At 72.7% G+C, this 15,584-nt stretch carries 13 protein-coding genes; 10 read left to right on the forward strand and 3 right to left on the reverse strand.

The window, feature by feature from the left end:
• Positions 1–12 precede the first annotated feature (12 nt).
• The 3 genes from GTY58_RS40610 to GTY58_RS11945 are packed head-to-tail and all read right to left on the reverse strand — an operon-like array spanning position 13 to position 6,025.
• Positions 13–1,974: an SDR family oxidoreductase gene (locus GTY58_RS40610; RefSeq protein ID WP_237528769.1), complete on the reverse strand. Its 1,962-nt coding sequence runs from the start codon at positions 1,972–1,974 to the stop codon at positions 13–15.
• The gene (locus GTY58_RS11940; RefSeq protein WP_010983720.1) at positions 1,911–5,672 is read right to left on the reverse strand and encodes a type I polyketide synthase; all 3,762 of its coding nucleotides are present in this window, start codon (positions 5,670–5,672) and stop codon (positions 1,911–1,913) included. The genes GTY58_RS40610 and GTY58_RS11940 overlap by 64 nt, the downstream gene beginning before the upstream one ends.
• Positions 5,673–5,707: 35 nt before the next feature.
• The gene (locus GTY58_RS11945) at positions 5,708–6,025 is read right to left on the reverse strand and encodes an acyl carrier protein (RefSeq protein WP_237528771.1); all 318 of its coding nucleotides are present in this window, start codon (positions 6,023–6,025) and stop codon (positions 5,708–5,710) included.
• A gap of 192 nt (positions 6,026–6,217) precedes the next feature.
• On the opposite strand from GTY58_RS11945, the gene GTY58_RS11950 reads away from it, so the two are divergent.
• From GTY58_RS11950 to GTY58_RS11995, 10 genes are all read left to right on the forward strand, one after another.
• Positions 6,218–7,849 (forward strand): aldehyde dehydrogenase family protein, encoded by a 1,632-nt coding sequence (locus GTY58_RS11950; protein ID WP_010983722.1) that lies wholly within the window; start codon positions 6,218–6,220, stop codon positions 7,847–7,849.
• Positions 7,850–7,883: 34 nt separating this feature from the next.
• On the forward strand, positions 7,884–9,023 hold the full coding sequence (locus GTY58_RS11955) for an acyl-CoA dehydrogenase family protein (RefSeq protein WP_010983723.1): 1,140 nt from the start codon (positions 7,884–7,886) through the stop codon (positions 9,021–9,023).
• A 57-nt stretch (positions 9,024–9,080) separates the two neighbouring features.
• Positions 9,081–10,364, forward strand: coding sequence for an aspartate aminotransferase family protein (locus tag GTY58_RS11960; RefSeq protein WP_010983724.1), 1,284 nt, complete (start codon positions 9,081–9,083; stop codon positions 10,362–10,364).
• A 2-nt stretch (positions 10,365–10,366) separates the two neighbouring features.
• Entirely contained in the window at positions 10,367–10,849 is a 483-nt protein-coding gene (locus tag GTY58_RS11965) for an SRPBCC family protein (RefSeq protein ID WP_010983725.1), read from the forward strand.
• 21 nt (positions 10,850–10,870) lie between these two features.
• Complete coding sequence (locus tag GTY58_RS11970) at positions 10,871–11,407, forward strand: hypothetical protein (RefSeq protein ID WP_010983726.1); 537 nt, start codon at positions 10,871–10,873, stop codon at positions 11,405–11,407.
• On the forward strand, positions 11,404–11,958 hold the full coding sequence (locus GTY58_RS11975) for a flavin reductase family protein (RefSeq protein ID WP_010983727.1): 555 nt from the start codon (positions 11,404–11,406) through the stop codon (positions 11,956–11,958). Before GTY58_RS11970 ends, GTY58_RS11975 begins: the two co-directional genes overlap by 4 nt.
• Positions 11,955–12,938 (forward strand): hypothetical protein, encoded by a 984-nt coding sequence (locus tag GTY58_RS11980; RefSeq protein WP_010983728.1) that lies wholly within the window; start codon positions 11,955–11,957, stop codon positions 12,936–12,938. The genes GTY58_RS11975 and GTY58_RS11980 overlap by 4 nt, the downstream gene beginning before the upstream one ends.
• On the forward strand, positions 12,935–13,942 hold the full coding sequence (locus tag GTY58_RS11985; RefSeq protein ID WP_010983729.1) for a beta-ketoacyl-ACP synthase III: 1,008 nt from the start codon (positions 12,935–12,937) through the stop codon (positions 13,940–13,942). Before GTY58_RS11980 ends, GTY58_RS11985 begins: the two co-directional genes overlap by 4 nt.
• Positions 13,943–14,047: 105 nt before the next feature.
• A complete protein-coding gene (locus GTY58_RS11990; protein ID WP_010983730.1) occupies positions 14,048–14,278 on the forward strand; it encodes a phosphopantetheine-binding protein in 231 nt (76 codons plus the stop codon).
• Positions 14,278–15,498, forward strand: coding sequence for a beta-ketoacyl-[acyl-carrier-protein] synthase family protein (locus tag GTY58_RS11995; protein WP_010983731.1), 1,221 nt, complete (start codon positions 14,278–14,280; stop codon positions 15,496–15,498). Before GTY58_RS11990 ends, GTY58_RS11995 begins: the two co-directional genes overlap by 1 nt.
• The last annotated feature ends 86 nt before the right edge of the window (positions 15,499–15,584 follow it).

Raw genomic sequence — 15,584 nt, forward strand, 5'->3', positions numbered from 1 at the left:
GTCCGTGGTGGGTCAGGCCGCCGGCACCGGGCACAGCTGCCCGTCGAGGAAGGCGGCGAGCTGCCGTACGGTCGGGTGGTCGAGGGCGAGTGAGGCGGGCAGGGGCAGCCGGAACGCCTGCTCCAGACCGGAGGTGACGTGCCGCGCGCTCAGCGGGTCCAGGCCCAGTGAGCCGAACTCGGCCGTCGTCTCCAGCTCGTCGCCGGCCGTCAGACGCAGGACGGCGGCGACCTTCTCGCGGACCACCTGGGTGATCAGAGCGGTGCGCTCCGGCTTCGGCAGCGCGGCGAGAAGGGCCCGGTCGAGCCCGTCGTCGGCGCGGTCCGGTCGGACCAGGCGGTCGTAGAACTGGTCGCCGGTCTCGCTGTCCGCCGCATGGCGGTCCCAGTCGAACTCGCCCACCACCCGCTGGGTGCGTGGTGTGCCGCCCCACAGCCGGGCCAGGGTGTCGAGTGCCCGGGTCGGCGAGAAGAAGTGGACACCGCCGCGTTCGATCTCCCGGCTGAGGTGTTCCTCCAGGCGGGCGGACATGCCGACCCTGGCCCAGGCGCCCCAGTTGACGGAGAGTCCGGGCAGGCCCTGGCGGGTGCGCCACTCGGCGAGGCTGTCGAGGCCGGCGCTGGCGGCGGCGTAGTGCCCCTGGGCGGCGCCGCCGAGGACGGAGGCGATCGACGAGTAGGTGACGAAGAACTCCAGCTCCGGGAACGAGGCCTGGGCGGCCTCGTGCAGCAGCCAGCCGCCGTACGCCTTCGCGGCGAGCTGGGCGTCGATGGACTCCCAGGTGAGTTCGGAGATCAGCTTCTTGTCGTAGGACCCGGCGGCGTGCACGACGCCGCCGACCGGATACGGGCCCGCCGCCACCTCGGCCACCAGCCTGCGCACATCCGCGGGCCGGCTCACATCGGCGCGTACGACGGCGAGTTCGGCGTCCTCGGCGAGCTTCGCGAGGAGCGGCGTGGCCGCCTCGGTGGCCTTTCCGCTGCGGCTGACCAGGGTCAGGTGGCGGGCGCCGAGGGCGACGAGCTTGCGGGCGGTGACCAGGCCGAGGCCGCCGAGACCGCCGGTGACGAGGTAGGTGCGGTCGGGGCGGATGTCCGCGGGGGCGTCGGTCCCGGCCTGCGCGCCGGCGGACGGCTCGTCCGCCGCCTCGCCGGGCAGGTCCACCCACACCTGCGTGTCCGGGTCGAGGAGGGCGGTGCGCAGGGCCTCGCCCGTCTCGTCGAGGCCGAAGTGCCGGGCGCCGTAGTGGGGTTCGGGGTGCGGCGCGAGCACGACGGACGCGGACGGGACGGTGAGCGTGGAGCGCAGGGTCCCGGCGTGGCGTACGAGGACCTCGTCGCCGGTGGCGAATCCGGACCCGTCGCCGGCCGCGAGCACGGTGCCGGTGGCGAGGGCGCCGAGCACGGGCGGGGGTTCCTCCTCCTCCCGTTCGGCGCGTCCGGTGTCCAGGGCGGTACGGGCGTCGTCGTCGGTGAGCACGACGGAGCCGACGCGGACCTGGACCTCGTCGGCGTCCGGCGCCCGGTCCGCGGCGGCCACGAGCGCGAGGTCCGAGAGGTCCCCGGAGTCGGGGGCGCGCAGTTCGTAGCCCCCGCTCCAGGTGAGCGTGGCGTCACCGGCGAGGAGCCGGCGGACATAGCGGCGGCCGGGCCGGTGGGCGATCTGGTACTCACCGGCGGCCTCGGCCTCCCACTCGTCGAGCAGCGGCGCGAGGTCGCTGCCCGGGGCGAGGTCGACGAGCGTGGCGCGGTGGCGCGGGTACTCGGTGAGCAGGACCCGGCCGAAGCCCCACAGGGTGGCGGCGGCCAGGTGCCCGCCGTCGCCCGCCGGGTCGCCGGGCAGCCACTGGGCGCCCTCGGTCACCAGCCACAGCCGGGGCGGTACGGGCTGTCGGGCGGCGTCCAGCGCGGTCACCAGGGCCAGCAGCGCGCGGTAGTTGTCCTCGCACTCGGCGCGCATCCGGTCGGCGGACATGGCGCCCTGCCGCTGCCGCCAGACGCGGCAGACGTCGGTGACGGTCGGCGCCAGACGCGGCAGACGTCGGTGACGGTCGGGTCCTCGAGGGCCGCCTTGAGGCCGGTGGGATCGCTCAGCCGGGTCACGCGCAGGCCGGGCTGCCCGGCGAGCGCGGCGGCCCGGCCCGCCGCCGGGTCGAGCAGGAGGAGGTGGCGGCCGCCGGGAGCGGTCCGCGCCGGGGCCGCGGCGTCGGCCGAGGAGGGTGCGGCGGCGGACGTCCCCGCGGCCGCGCCCGGCAGGGCCCGCCGTACCCACTCCGGCCGGTGCAGGAACTGGCGGCGGCCCACGCGGCCCTCGGGGCGGGCGAGGTGGACGCCGAGGAGTTCGGTGACGGGTTCGCCGTTCTCCAGGAGGAGGATGTCGGCGATCCGGCGGTCCTGTTCGCCGTGCACCCGGGCGAGGACGCGGAGCTGTTCCCCGCGGGGCTTGCGGAAGTGGCGTACGCGGGAGATCTCGCGCGGCACGAAGACCGGGCCCTCGGGGTCGAGGACGACGGCGGCCTGCACCGCGGCCTCCAGGAGCTCCGCCGGCACATGCTCGGCCGCGGTGGCGTCGCGGCCGGTCAGCTCGCCGGTGACCAGGCCGTCCCGGTGCCGGGAGGCGTGCAGCAGCAGCCGCATGCGCGGGCCGTGCGGGCGGCCGACGGAGGCGAGGTCGGTGTAGATGTCCTCGTCGTCGATCCGCTGCCCGGCGGGCGTCAGTTCGGCGTCCAGCTCGGCGAGTTCGCAGACGGGTACGACCGGTTCGCGCCCGGCGGCGATCCGGGCGGTGGCGTGGGTGTCCTCCTCGCCCCCGACGAGGGTGAAGACCTCCACGTCGGCGCCGCCCTCGGAACGCGGTCGCCACCGGGTCGTCAGGGCCACCGTCGTCCCGGCGGGTATGTGCAGGGGCGTGAGCAGTTTCAGCTCGCGGACGGCGCAGCGGGTGTGCCCGCCGACCGCGTCCTGGAGGGCGAGCAGCAGGTCGACGTACGCGCCGGTCGGCAGCGTCGTACGTTCACCGTCGCCGAGGTCGGCCAGCGCGCCCAGGTCCCCGGCGGTGAACTCGGCCGTGAACTCCCGTACCCCGCTGGCGAACCGCTCCTCCGTGCCGAGCAGCAGATGGCGGGCGGCGCCGTAGGCCGCGCCCGTGCGCCGGGGTGCGATGGAGGGCGGCCGGTGGTCCTCGCGCTGGAAGGCGTAGGTGGGCAGGGACGTCTTCGCGGGGGCCGGGCGGCCCGCGTGGTAGCCGGCCCAGGAGACCGGCAGGCCCGCCGTGTAGTACCCGGCGAGCGCGGCCAGGGTGGTGTCGGCGGAGCGGTCGCCGCGGCGTAGGCTCACCGGCCACACGTGGTCGGCGGCGGTCAGACCACGCTGGGCGAGCGCGGTCAGGTCGGACCCCGGTCCGATCTCGATCAGGGCGTGCCGGCCGCGCTGGGCCACCGACCGGAGGCCGGCCAGGAAGCGTACGGGTTCGCCGAGGTGCCGCACCCAGTAGTCGGGGGTGCCGATCTCGGCGGGGCGGGCCGGCCGGCCGGTGACGTTGGAGATCAGGCTGATGGCGGGCTCGTGGAAGGTGATGCCGTCAAGGGCGGCGCGGAAGTCGTCGTACACCTCGGTCATCAGCGGCGAGTGGAGGGCGTGCGGGACAGCCGTCCGGTCGACGCGTACGCCCCGCGCCCGCAGGAGGCCGGTGACCTCGGCGAGGGCGTTCGCGCCGCCGGCGATCACACACCGGTCGGGGGCGTCGACCGCGGCGAGAGCCAGGTCCGGGTGGGCGGCGAGGAGCGGTTCGACGTCCTCGGCGGGGGCGGCGACCTCGGCCGTGCCGCCCTTCGCGCGCACCGCCCGCGTCAGCCGCGCGCGGGCGGCGACCAGCGTCACGGCGTCCGGCAGACTGAACAGCCCGGCCACGGCGGCCGCGACGACCTCGCCGATGCCGTGCCCGATGAGCACGTGGGGGCGCACGCCCCAGGACATCCACAGCCGGGCGAGCGCGTACTCCAGGGTGAACAGGGCGGGCTGGGCGTACTCGGTGCGGTCGATCGCCTCCGGGTCGGCGGCGGTGCCGCGCACCAGTGCGGCCACGGAGCGGCCCAGGTGCGGTGCGAACAGCCGGTCGCAGGCGTCGACGTGCTCGCGGAAGACCGGGAACCGCTCGTACGGCGCGGCGCCCATGCCCGCGTACTGGGAGCCCTGGCCGCTGAACATGAAGGCGGTCCTGCGGATGCCGGAGGGGCCCTCGTGGTCCCGGCCGGCCGCCTGGTCGAGCAGCCGGACGAGCGCCGCGTGGTCGGCGACCGGTCCCGCGACGCGGTAGGGGTGGTGGGAGCGGCCGACGTTGGCGGTGTAGCACAGCCCGGCCAGCGGGACGTCGGGCCGCTGGGCGAGCAACCGCCGGTAGTTCCGGGCCTGTTCGCGCAGGGCGGCGGCGCTCTTGGCGGAGAGGGTGAACAGGGGGGCGGCGGCGTCCGGGGCGGTCTCCTCGGAGTGCTTCACGGCGGGCGGCTGCTCCAGGACGACCGCGCCGACGGTGCCCGCGAAGCCGAGGCTGCTGACGACCGCGCGCCGGACGTCGGCCTGCCACGGCTCGCACGCGGTCGGTACGCGCACGAAGCGGGGCTCCCCCGCGTCGCGCCCGGAGGACGTGGTGCGGCCGGGGTGCGGGTAGACCGTGCCGGACCTGATCTGGAGCACCGCCTTGATGACGCCGACGATGCCGGACGCTGGTTCCAGGTGGCCCAGGTCGGTCTGCACCGAGCCGACCAGCAGCGGAGCGTCCTCGGTGTGCGACTCGGCGAAGACGCGGCCGACGGCGCCGGACTCGACGGAGCCGGCCGGCGAGGTGCCGGTGCCGTGCGCCTCGACGTACTGGATGTCCTCGGGGGCGAGGCGGGCCGCGGCGAGCGCGCCGCGGACGACCTTCTCCTGCACGGCGCCGTCGGGGGCGGCCGGGCCCGCGCCGTCGCCGTCCTGCGCGAGGGCGCTGCCGCGTACCAGGGCGAGCACGGTGTCGCCGTGCCGGGTGGCGTCGCCGAGCCGCTTGAGGACGACGACACCGCAGCCCTCGGCGAGCTTCCCCGCAACGCGCGGGCGGTGTGGGGCGTCGACCCCGCCGCACAGCGCGATGTCGGTCTCGCCCGCCCGCAGCCCCCGCACGGCCAGGTGCAGGGCGACCAGCGAGGACGAGCTCGCGGTGTCGACGCTCAGGCTCGGACCGCGCCAGCCCAGGAAGTACGACAGCCGGCCCGACAGCGCGCACGTGGTGACGCCGGCGGCGAGGGGGCCGTCCGGCTCCTCGTACGGCAGCGGGGCCGGTTCGGGGGCGTAGCCGCGGGAGCCGGCGCCCAGGTAGACGCCGCCGTTGCCGCGCCGCAGCGGGGTGGGGTCGATGTTGGCGTGCTCGAGGGCCTGCCACGCGGTCTCCAGCAGCATCCGCTGCTGGGGATCCAGGTAGGGGGCCTCCTTCGGCGAGATGTTGAAGAAGGAGGCGTCGAACGTGTCGAGGCGGTCGAGGGGGCCGGTCGCGCCGCGGCCTTCCCGCAGGTAGGCGTCGAACTCGTCGGGCGAGTTGCCGCCGCCGGGGAGGCGCAGACCGATTCCGACGATCGCGATCGGCTCGGGTGCCTGCCCCGGCGCCCGGTTCGTCTCTTCCGTCTGTGACTCCGTACGCGGCATGGAGCAACTCCTTGCGTCCTGGGCCTGGTCGGTCGTCAGGCGGACGGGGTGGACAGGGCGTCGGCCAGGTAGTCCACGAGCTGGGCGACCGTCGGCTCGTTGAACAGCACATTCACGTTGATGGACAGATCGAGGAGCTGCTCCAGGCTCTGCCGTATCTCGGTCAGCCGAAGTGAGGTGAGACCGAGGTCGAAATAACTGATGTCGAGGGGAAGATCCTCCGACTCGTCCATGAGAAGAACAGTCTTGAACTTCCGCAGGACGAGTGTCTCTATTTCATCGGCGATTTCGGTCCGCGGCAGTTCGCGCAGCCGCTGGATCACGGTGGTGTCGGCAGGTGGCATGGCGGTCATGCAAGCAGCGCCGGCTGACACCCCGCTGACGGCCCAAGGGCGCCGCGGCCGGGGCCTGGCTGAATCAGTCCGGTGTCAGCGGGGAGTCAGATTCGACTGTCACGATCGGGCTGTTTCGAAAAGGAATTCGCCGGAACGGAACCGAATCGGACCGAATCGAGAAATCCACTCGGGAAGTCGGAAAGGCTGATGATGCTTCGCGAAGCTGCGCAGGAGGAGAGTGCTCCGGCACCTTCCGGATTGAAGAGCTACGACCTCTACATCGCGGGCAAGGATGTCGCCGGTGACGGGTGGGTCTACACCGTCAGCGGGCGGTCCCTGCTGGAAGACGTGTTCACCAGCGTGAGCCTCAAGCGCTCGCTGGAGCAGGACCCGGAGTCCGAGGCCGCCCAGCACCCCTACGTCGTGGGCCGCTGCGCGGTCGCCGACGACAGCGCCATCGACATGGCCACCCAGGCGGCGGCCGCCGCCGCCTCGGACTGGGCGGCCGTCCCGCTGGAGCGGCGGATGCGCCTGGGCACCCGCTTCCGCGAGGAACTCCTCAAGCACCAGGACGAGTTCCTCGACATGCTGGTCGCCGAGTCGCACCCGGTGAAGCTGGCCCGCTGGGAGCTGAGCTGCCTGCTCCAGATCTACGCCCCGGGCAGTCTGCGCTGGTACATGAAGCAGATGCGGGTCGAGAAGGAGTACGCGGGCCGCAAACTGATCCTGCACCGTCAGCCCGACGGTGTGGTCGCCTTCAACCCGCCGCAGAACGCCCCGCTGCCCAGCGCCGCGCTCTGCGTACTGGCCCTGATGGCCGGCAACGCCGTGGTGGTCAGGGCACCCCGCAGTATCGCGCTGAGCACCATGTGGCTGCTGCGCGACATCGTGGCGCCGATCCTCGAGGAGTTCGACGCGCCTCCCGGCGTCCTCAACGCGGTGTGCAGCAACCCGAAGCAGACCATGGACCGCTGGATCGCCGACCCGCTGATCAACGACATCTTCTACATCGGCGGCAGCCAGGAGGGCCTGCGCTTCGAACAGCAGTGCGTCGCGCACGGCAAGAAGCCGATCCTCGAACTGGCCGGCAACGACGGCATCGTGGTGTGGAAGGACGCCGACGTGAAGTGGGCGGCCGAGGCCATCACCGAGTCCTTCTTCGGCTCCGGGCAGATCTGCATGGTCCCCAACTACGTGCTGGTCCACCCGGACGTCGCGGAGGCGCTGATCGCCGAGGTGCGTGAGCAGGTCAAGGGCATCCGGCCGGGCCTGCCCGAGGAGGAGGACGTCCTGCTGTCGCCGGTGCGCCGCAGCGAGCGGTTCTTCCGGCTGCTGCGCCAGGCCCTGGACAACGGGGGCTCGCTGGTCACCGGCGGTCACCGCACCGAGCTCGACGGGACGCCCTCGGAGACGGGTGTCTTCCTCCAGCCCACCGTCATCCGGGTGGACGGCCTGGACCGGGCCCGCACCTTCGACGTCGTGCGCGAGGAGACCTTCTTCCCGCTCATCCCGATCGTGGTGCCCGAACGCGACAACGACGACGCGCTGCTGGAGGCCTTCCTCCGCTTCGTCAACACCAACTCCTACGGGCTGCGCAACTCCCTGTGGTCGCGCTCCGACCACGTCATCGAGACCTTCGTGCGGCGCGTCGTCAACGGCGGTCTGCTGAAGGTCAACGACTCTCACATCGGCTTCCTGCCGTATCTGCCCAGCCACGGCGGCACCGGCCGCACCGGCGGCGCGTTCGGCGAGGCCAACTACCCGATGCTCAAGACCTCGCACGTGCAAGGGGTCAGCATCGCCCGCGACATCAGCCCCTACGACGCGGTCTTCGGCGCCTGAGCGCCCGACACCGTCCGCCTTCCGGAGGTTTCCCGTGCGTTCCCTCGATGCTGCTCGGGCCGTCTGCGAGCAATTCCACCCCGGTCTGCTCAAAGAGCTGGAGCAGATCCCGTTCACGGACCGGGAAAAGCCCGGCAGTCCCGTCATCGACCTCTTCCGCATCCACGGCGGGGTCGGCCTGCTGATACCCGAGGAGTACGGCGGCCACGGCGCCGCCCCGCTGGACGCGCTGCGCATCCAGCTGGCGCTGGGCGCCGTGTCCCCCTCGCTCGTCGCGGCCGTCTCCATGCACCACTTCACCGCGGCCATGCTCTACTCGCTCGCCGTCAAGGCGGGCCGGCTCACCGGCGCGCAGACCGAACTGCTGCGCCGGATCGTCCCCGACCAGCAGGTGATGGCCTCCGGCTGGGCCGAGGGCCGCACCGAGCAGAACATCCTCACCCCCGCGGTGACGGCGCGACCGGTCGACGGTGGATACCTGCTCTCCGGCTCGAAGAAACCGTGCAGTCTGTCCCGTTCGATGAGTCTGCTCACCGCGAGCATCGCCATCCACCACGACGACGGCACCGCCGAACTGGCCCTCGCCCTGGTGCCGGCCGACGCTCCGGGCCTGTCCGTCCACCCGTTCTGGGGCAACGACCTGCTCGCGGGCGCGGAGAGCGACGAGGTGCGTCTGACGGACGTGTTCGTGCCGGCGGGCATGGTCGTACGGGCGGGGGCGGACGACCCGCACCGGCTGGACGATCTCCAGACGGCCGGGTTCGTCTGGTTCGAGATGCTGATCTCCGCCGGGTACGCGGGCGGGGCCGCCGCGCTCGTCGAGCAGGTGCTGGAGCGGGAGCGCGGCAGCGTCCAGGAACGGGCCGAGCTCGCGGTCGAGATGGAGGCCGCCCTGGCGCTCCTCGAGGGTGTCGCACGGGCGATCGGCACGGAGCCGGGCGACGAGGAGTCGGTCGCCCGCGTCCTGGTCGCCCGCTACACCGTGCAGAAGGCGCTGCCGCGGATCGCCGCCCGGTCCCTGGAGCTGCTCGGCGGCCTGGACTTCATCCGTGGCTCCGCCCACGCCCAGGCGGCCGCCGCCGTGCACGCCCTCGCCTTCCATCCGCCGGGCCGCGGCGCCGCCGCCGAGCCGCTGCTGCGCTACTTCGACGGCGGCGCGCTGGTCCTGGCCTGAGTCACCGCACCGCGGGCCGTGAGCGGCCGCCCCCACCACACTTGGAGTGAGAGATCCGTGACCGTCATCCAGGAATCACCCGTCGACACCGAGGCGGAGATCCTCGGCCTGTACCGGGCCCATCTCAGCAAGGGCCGGGCCACCCTCGCCGAGCTCTTCGGCAGCCACATGGAGACGGCGTCCGAGGGCGCCTGGCTCACCACCAGCGACGGTGAGCGCTTCCTCAACGCGGGCGGCTACGGCGTGTTCATCATGGGCGCCCGCCACCCGATCGTGATGGAGGAGGTGGAGCGCCAGCTGCGGACGCATCCCACCGCGACGCGCATCCTGCTGGAGCCCACCGTGGCCCGCGCCGCCGAGGCGCTCGTCTCCGTGCTGCCCGACGGCCTGGACCGGGTGCACTTCGCGCTGTCGGGCGCCGAGGCGGTGGAGACCGGCCTCAAGCTGGCACGGGCCGGCGGCCGCAAGCGGACCATCTCGATGCGCGGCGGCTACCACGGCAAGACGCTCGGCGCGCTGTCCGCCACCGCCAAGGACGTCTACCAGGCGCCGTTCCGGCCCCTGGTGCCGGACTTCCAGCACCTGCCGTTCGGCGAAACGGACGCGCTGGAGGCGGAACTCGCGGCCCACCCCGGCGAGGTCTGCGTCATCCTCGAACCCGTACAGGGCGAGGGCGGCGTGATCATTCCGCCCGCGGGCTACCTCAAGCGCGTCGAGGAACTGGTCCGCGCCCACGACGGATTCCTGATCCTCGACGAGGTGCAGTCCGGTTTCGGCCGGCTCGGCGAGTGGTGGGGCGCGGACACCGAGGGCGTGGTGCCCGACGTGCTCCTCACCGGCAAGGCCCTCGGCGGTGGCGTCATGCCGGTCTCCGCGGCCGTGGCGACCCGCAAGGCCTTCCGCCCCTTCGACAAGGACCCGTACGTCCACACCGCCACCTTCTCCGGGCAGCCGGTGCTGATGGCCGCGGTGCAGGGCGCGATCCGGGCCATGAAGGAGGAGCGCCTGGTCACCCGGGCCATGGACCTCGGCGCGCAGCTGCTGCCGAGGATCGCGGAGATCGCGTACCGCAACATCCCCGAACTCGTCGTGGACGTGCGCGGCCAGGGGCTGCTCATCGGCGTGGAGCTCGTCGAGGCCGGACTGGCCGGCGAGCTGCTGATCGAGCTGTTCAACCACGGTGTGGTCGCCAACCACTCGATGAACGGCAGCTCGGTGGTGCGGTTCACCCCGCCCGCCGTGCTGAGCGACACCGATGTGGAGTTCCTCCTGAACTCCTTCGACCTGGCCACACGCGACCTCGTCCGGGGCGCGGCCAAGATGCCGGAAGGCGGTAACTGATCGTGCGGCACGTAGAGCTCGAAGCCCTGATACCCGCGGAGCAGGCCACGACGGTCTTCGACTCCGTACGACGCTGGGAGCGGTACCCGGACCTGGCGCCCCATGTGAAGCAGACCACCGTGCACGCCACCTACCCGGCGGAGGACGCCAGTTCGAGCTGGGAGCTGCACTTCCGCAGCGGGCTGCTGCGCTGGACCGAGGACGACGTGTTCGTGCCGGAGCGGGGCGAGATCCGCTTCGAGCAGAGCGACGGGGACTTCGACTCCTTCACCGGCACCTGGACCCTGACGCAGCAGGGCGACGACGTCGCGGTCCGCTTCGACGCCGACTTCGACTTCGGCATCCCGAGCCTGGAGGGGATCCTCGACCCGATCGCCGAGCGGGTCATCAAGGAGACCGTCGCCTGGGCCCTGACCGGCCTGTTCCCCGCCGTCCGCCTCTCGGGCGGCGTCGAGCTCACCGAGCCCGCCGCCGTCGGCGTCTAGGACCGTCCGCAGGAGCTGACCATGGACCAGGCAAATCCCTTCGAGACACCGAGGACGTACTCGCTGCACCGCGCCGAGTACCTGGTGGGCCTCGCCGTCACCACCGGTCTGATCGTCGCCCACTTCGGCGAGATCCGGTGGTGGCCCGCGATCGCCCTGTTCCTGTACATCGACCTGATCGGCTACATTCCGGGCGCGATCGCCTTCAAGCGCAGCGGTGGGCAGCCGATCTCCAAGACGTACTACGTGCTCTACAACGTCATGCACAGCCTCATCACGCAGGGCGCGGTCGCCGCGCTGTGGTGCTGGCTGGTGAAGCCGGAGTGGGCGCTTCTGGTGCTGCCGTTCCATCTCTTCGGCGACCGCGGCCTGTTCGGCAACTTCATGAAGTCGTTCGCACTGCCGTTCGAGCCGGTACGGCAGTCCGGCTATCTGCGGCTCCTGGACGACCTGGGGCTGGCCCATCCCAAGCCGGTCGGCCACGCCGTGGAGCCGACCCCGGTCGGTCACGTCCCGGCACCCCGGGTCCGCCAGGAGCAGCGGGAGGCCGTGCGATGAGCACCGCCACCGAAGTACGTGCCCCGCGGCGTCCCGTACGCCAGGACCCGGTCGAGCGCCGGCGGGCGCTGTACCACCTGGCGTCCCCGGTGTCGGTGCTGACGGTCGGCCCCGAGGAGCGGCTGCACGGCACCACGGCGAGCACCGTCACGCTGGTGTCGCGCGAGCCCCTGCTGGTGGGGGTCGTGCTGCGGGCGGGTTCGTCCTTCGCGCGGCTCGCCGCCGCCGAGGGGCGGTTCGCGATCAACGTCCTCAGCGACGAACAGGCCGTGGTGGCACGCCACTTCGCGGACAGCGGCCGCCCCGACGGCAGCGAGCAGTTCGCGGGCCTCGCGTGGACGGCGGACTCGTACGCGCACGCTCCGCTGATCGCGGGGGCGCTCGCCCACTACACCTGCCGGTTCCACTCCGCGCACGCGGCGGGCGACAGCGAGCTGCTGCTCGGCCATGTCGTCCGGGCCAGGACCGGCGACGGCCTTCCTCTGTTCAGCTACGCCGGCGGGCTGTTCGCCGGTTCCCTGCGCCCCGCGAAGGAGGCGGCCGCGTCATGACCGGTTCTGTGGCACCCGAGGCCGACTGGGACAAGGCTCCCGGTCTGCTCGACGGCGCGAAGGATCTCACCCTCGGGCCCGAGGAGTGCAACCTCGCCTACTGGTTCACCTCGGTGGCGCAGGGCACGCTGCGCGACCGGGGCGAGACCGGGCACCATGTGAACGCCACCGTGCCCGCGTTCCTGAAGGAGCCGGGGCCGCTGCGCGACGCCCTGGTGCTGGAGTTCGGCTTCCGCGGCCTGTCGGAGGAGATCGCGACGCGGCTGCTCGGCCACTATGTCGCGATCGCCCCCGGCGTCCCCGAACTGGAGTTCTACGCCACTCAGTTGATCGACGAGGCGCGGCACGCCCGGGTCTTCCGCAATCACCTGGTGGAGCTGGGCATGCCTGCCGGGACGCTCCTCAAGGACATCGACGAGATGGCCGCGGACTACCGCAAGCGGGTCCTGGACCCGGTCGTGGACTTCACCCTCGACATCGTCCGCGACCAGGCCGACTTCCCCGGCGGCGTCGCCGTGTTCGCCATCGTCATCGAGGGTGCGCTCGCCCCGGCGGCCGAGCTGAGCGAGCGCAAGTGGACCCCGCTGTCGCCGGCCACCGGCGAGATCTCGCGCGGCACCGCCATCGACGAGATCCGGCATCTGACGGTGGCCAGCACGATCCTGCGCGACCACGCGGTCGAGCACCCCGAATACCGCCCGCGCCTCCTGGAGATCCTGCGGGCCGGCGTGCGGCTGTGGGACGAGATCCCCGACCGTGAGTTCGTCATCCACCGCGAGGAACTCTTCCAGGAGGGCATGGCCCAGCACGCCGACAAGATCGGCGACTACGAGATCTGGCCGGGCGTCCGGATGCTCGACACCACGCCGGAGCAGCGCTACGACATGGCCGAGCGCTGGACCGACGAGATGGCCGAGTCGCGGATGGCGTACATGGGCCTGCCCCTGGACGTCCTCAGCAGTCCGGAGGCCGGCACATGAGCGGCGGACGCGCGGCGGTGATCACCGGGATCGGGGGCTATGTGCCTCCCGATCTGGTGACCAACGACGATCTGGCCCAGCGGCTCGACACCTCCGACGCGTGGATCCGCTCGCGCACCGGGATCGCCGAGCGGCATGTGATCGCGCCCGGCACCGCGACCTCCGACCTGGCGGTGGAGGCCGGACTGCGGGCCCTGAAGTCGGCGGGCGACGAGCACGTGGACGCGGTCGTCCTGGCCACCACGACGCCCGACCAGCCCTGCCCGGCGACCGCCCCGCAGGTGGCCGCACGGCTGGGACTCGGGCAGGTGCCGGCGTTCGACGTGGCCGCCGTCTGCTCCGGCTTCCTGTTCGGCCTCGCCACCGCGTCCGGGCTGATCGCGGCCGGGGTGGCGGACAAGGTCCTGCTGGTCGCCGCCGACGCGTTCACCACGATCATCAACCCCGAGGACCGCACCACGGCCGTCATCTTCGCGGACGGCGCGGGCGCGGTGGTGCTGCGCGCGGGCGCCGCCGACGAGCCGGGGGCCGTCGGCCCGCTGGTGCTCGGCAGCGACGGCGAGCTGAGCCATCTCATCGAGGTGCCGGCGGGCGGCTCGCGCCAGCGCTCGTCCGGCCCCACGACCGACCCGGACGACCAGTACTTCCGGATGCTCGGCCGGGACACCTACCGGCACGCGGTGGAGCGGATGACCGATGCGTCCCAGCGGGCGGCCGAACTGGCCGACTGGCGGATCGACGACGTCGACCGGTTCGCGGCGCACCAGGCCAACGCCCGCATCCTCGACTCGGTCGCGGAACGTCTCGGGGTCCCCGCCGAACGGCAGTTGACCAACATCGCCCGGGTCGGCAACACCGGCGCCGCCTCGATCCCGCTGCTTCTGTCGCAGGCGGCCGCGGCCGGCCGGCTCGGCGCCGGGCACCGGGTGCTCCTGACCGCGTTCGGCGGGGGCCTGTCCTGGGGCGCGGGGACTCTGGTCTGGCCGGAGGTCCAGCCGGTCTGACGGACCATCACCTACCAACTCCTGTGTGCAGTACGCCAGTCCGTACGCGTTCGCGTACATCCGTCACGTACGCCGGTTTCGCGTACGCCATCGAAAGGAACCGACATGCTGGAGCAGCTCAAGGAAATCCTGTCCAACAAGCTCAAGGTGTCGCCCGAGGCCATCACCCCGGAGGCCACCCGGGAGGACATCGAGCTGGACTCGCTGGCCGTGGTGGAGCTGTCGCTGCTGCTCAAGTCCGAACTGGACCTGGACGTCAGCGACGACGACCTCCTGGAAGCCGAGACCGTGGCCGACATGGTCCGGCTCATGGAGGAGCGGAGCGCGAAGGTCTGATGGCCGGCATGGACATCGCCGTCACCGGGCTCGGCCTGGTCACCCCGGGCGGTATCGGGGTCGGGCCCAGCTGGGCGGCGGTCTGCGACGGCAGGCCGGCCGCCGCCCTCGATCCGGTGCTGGCGGACAATCCCGTACGTATCTCCTGCCGGGTGCCCGACTTCGACCCGGAGCAACTGCTCAGCGCACGACGGGCGCACCGCCTGGACAGGTTCGTGCAGTTCGCTCTGGTCGCCGCCCATGAGGCGGTGGCCGACGCCGGTCTCGACCCGACCACCTGGGACGGGGCTCGGGTCGGTGTGGTGCTGGGCTGCGCGGACGGCGGTCCCGGCACGGTCGAGGAGCAGCACCGGGTGCTGCTGGAGCAGGGCGCCGACCGGGTGTCCCCGCTGCTGCTGCCCATGCAGCTGCCGAACATGCTGGCCGGTCAGACGGCCATCGAGTTCGGGGCGACCGGGCCCAACCTGGTGGTGGCCACGGCCTGCGCTTCGGGCGCGACCGCCATCGGCACGGCCCGGGACCTGCTCGCGCTCGGCCGCTGCGACGTGGTCCTGGCGGGCGGCAGCGAGGCGATGATCACTCCGCTGGTCATGGCCGGCTTCGCCCAGATGGGCGCGCTGTCGCGGCGCGAGGACGACCCGGCGTCGGCGTCGCGTCCCTTCGACGCCGACCGGGACGGCTTCGTCGCCGGTGAGGGCGCCGGGATCCTCGTCATGGAACGTGTCGAGGACGCCCGGGCCCGCGGTGCGCACATCCACGGCCGGATCATCGGCTACGGGGCCACCGCGGACGCCCACCACATGACGTCGCCGCACCCGGACGGCGCCGGCATCGAGGCGGCGGTCCGCGCGGCTCTCGCCGACGCCGGCGCGGACCCGGACGACGTGCAGCACGTGAACGCCCACGGCACGTCGACGCCGCTCAACGATCTGGCCGAGGCACGCATGATCCAGCGGACCCTGCAGGGCGACCCGCTGGTCACCTCGACGAAGGGAGTCACCGGACATCTGCTCGGCGCGGCCGGCGCGGTCGAGGCCGCGTTCGCCCTGCTGAGCATCGAGCACGAGATGGTTCCGCCGATCGCGGGCCTGTGCATCCCCGATCCCCGGATCGACATCAAGCTCGCCCAGTCGGCCACGTCGATGCCGATCGACCTCGCGCTCAGCAATTCGTGCGGGTTCGGCGGCCAGAACACGGCGCTTGCGATCGCTCCGGCCTGACGGCCGGGCCGGTCGCGGGCCGTCCCGGCGGGCGCTACCGAGGCACCACTTGTGGGGGCGGACGGCTCCGGGCCGTCCGCCCCGAC

The organism is Streptomyces sp. SID5469, assembly GCF_009862865.1.
GTDB classification, from domain to species: Bacteria; Actinomycetota; Actinomycetes; order Streptomycetales; family Streptomycetaceae; genus Streptomyces; species Streptomyces avermitilis.

Bases quoted from the DNA above. Each gene is read 5' to 3' on its own strand.
- GTY58_RS40610 (WP_237528769.1), bottom strand. From the start codon at position 1,974: ATGTCCGCCGACCGGATGCGCGCCGAGTGCGAGGACAACTACCGCGCG.
- GTY58_RS11975 (WP_010983727.1), top strand. From the start codon at position 11,404: ATGAGCACCGCCACCGAAGTACGTGCCCCGCGGCGTCCCGTACGCCAG.
- GTY58_RS11995 (WP_010983731.1), top strand. From the start codon at position 14,278: ATGGCCGGCATGGACATCGCCGTCACCGGGCTCGGCCTGGTCACCCCG.
- GTY58_RS11940 (WP_010983720.1), bottom strand. From the start codon at position 5,672: ATGCCGCGTACGGAGTCACAGACGGAAGAGACGAACCGGGCGCCGGGG.
- GTY58_RS11980 (WP_010983728.1), top strand. From the start codon at position 11,955: ATGACCGGTTCTGTGGCACCCGAGGCCGACTGGGACAAGGCTCCCGGT.
- GTY58_RS11985 (WP_010983729.1), top strand. From the start codon at position 12,935: ATGAGCGGCGGACGCGCGGCGGTGATCACCGGGATCGGGGGCTATGTG.
- GTY58_RS11945 (WP_237528771.1), bottom strand. From the start codon at position 6,025: ATGACCGCCATGCCACCTGCCGACACCACCGTGATCCAGCGGCTGCGC.
- GTY58_RS11950 (WP_010983722.1), top strand. From the start codon at position 6,218: ATGCTTCGCGAAGCTGCGCAGGAGGAGAGTGCTCCGGCACCTTCCGGA.
- GTY58_RS11990 (WP_010983730.1), top strand. From the start codon at position 14,048: ATGCTGGAGCAGCTCAAGGAAATCCTGTCCAACAAGCTCAAGGTGTCG.
- GTY58_RS11970 (WP_010983726.1), top strand. From the start codon at position 10,871: ATGGACCAGGCAAATCCCTTCGAGACACCGAGGACGTACTCGCTGCAC.